This window comes from Microcystis sp. (assembly GCF_048564745.1).
Lineage (GTDB): Bacteria > Cyanobacteriota > Cyanobacteriia > Cyanobacteriales > Microcystaceae > Microcystis > Microcystis ichthyoblabe_A.
Window position 1 is genome coordinate 1 of sequence record NZ_JBLZRT010000053.1, and the last position, 1,350, is coordinate 1,350.

Here is a 1,350-nt window from a genome sequence, read left to right on the forward strand (position 1 = left end):
GTGAGTTAAGCCGTGACCAAGTAGGGTTTTTTGCCACTGAGGGACAAATTGTTGGCAAAAATCATCGACATGGCAGAAGAGAGCGTCTAAACTAAACATAGGGGGAGGTGGCGGTCGGTGATTCTGTTTTTCAGCATATCACCTCTCCCTTTTTTTAAGTTTTCTCAGAAAAAGAGTTAGCGATGAAACCAGGTCAAACTGGCAGAACAAACGGACTACTTGGCGATCGCCAGATTGGTAACGATTACCTGCTAACCAAGAGGTTCAGAATCCAGAGTTGGCAAAGGTTTTCCCACAGTCCCATAAGATAGCGTTATCCCGAACTCAGGTTAAGTAGATAAATTAGAGAAATTAGAGAAATTAGTGCATCTCTTAGATAATTGTGATCTCTAGAAACATTTAATGTAAGGCAATGGGTTAGTATCTCTGTGAAGTGCTGACTAAAAACTTCGAGCGATAAGCAATCACTCTCAGGGTTTGCATACCACAATAGTATCCTTGCGTATCCCCAAATGTAATCATCTACTTTATAAAACTCTTGGCTCTTCTCGACTTTGTGTGATAATTTTTGCTTATGGAATCGTGAAATGCTTATCGGGTAACACTTTTAGGACTATTTTGTCGAAGAAACTATCAGTATAGACCTCGTTTCCACACAGAAACCAGAAGAGCCTACTAGGTTGACGTTGCATCAAAAATGGATATTGTTTGGTAAGCTCTTCGTCATCTTCTAATACTAAAAAAGGGCGATCACTACCGCACAATTGAGGCAATTCATCCAAACAGTGATTATCTTGCAAATAGTCGGTAAGACTAGCATAAATTAACATTGGTTGATGACCTCGATTGTTGCAAATTGATGTTTATAAATTCAACCTCAATCCTGGGGATAAATCATACCTTTCCATTGGAATTGTCCATACTGCCCCTCACGCGCTTTCTTAAAAGCTTGATTGAGTGGTTCATCATTAAGTTGCGACAGTAGAGATTCCATCTTATCCAATGCTTCTTTGACGTTTTTTTCTTCAACCATCACACCGCGCAGTTTGGGTAAGAGCTTCTGACCAAATTGATCGGCGATCGCCTGATTACGAATCACCTCATCGCGATCGGCATTGGGATAATTACAAACATATTTGGTAAATGCCTGAAACACCCGATGGGCAAAAGGACGACCCAATGATTCCATAATGTCATTGGCTTCATCTACATAAGACCTCTTGCAAAAGTCTTAAGTCGATCCTTGTACAGCAACATTTTTGAAGATTATCAACTACTAATAAATAATTAACTGAAAGTCCCTCCCATTATTGTTTCTATCGTTTGTTTTCGGATTTATGCAAGAGGTCT

Annotated in this window: 2 protein-coding genes and 1 pseudogene; all 3 read right to left on the reverse strand. The window is 39.8% G+C overall.

Features of this window, described 5'->3' with window-relative positions; all coding sequences use genetic code 11:
- Positions 1-99 (reverse strand): annotated as a pseudogene (locus tag ACOCD9_RS07895) (IS982 family transposase); the annotation flags it as partial.
- A 473-nt stretch (positions 100-572) separates the two neighbouring features.
- Entirely contained in the window at positions 573-830 is a 258-nt protein-coding gene (locus tag ACOCD9_RS07900) for a hypothetical protein (RefSeq protein WP_287700717.1), read from the reverse strand.
- A gap of 47 nt (positions 831-877) precedes the next feature.
- Positions 878-1,189, reverse strand: coding sequence for a hypothetical protein (locus ACOCD9_RS07905; RefSeq protein WP_287700716.1), 312 nt, complete (start codon positions 1,187-1,189; stop codon positions 878-880).
- Positions 1,190-1,350 lie beyond the last annotated feature (161 nt).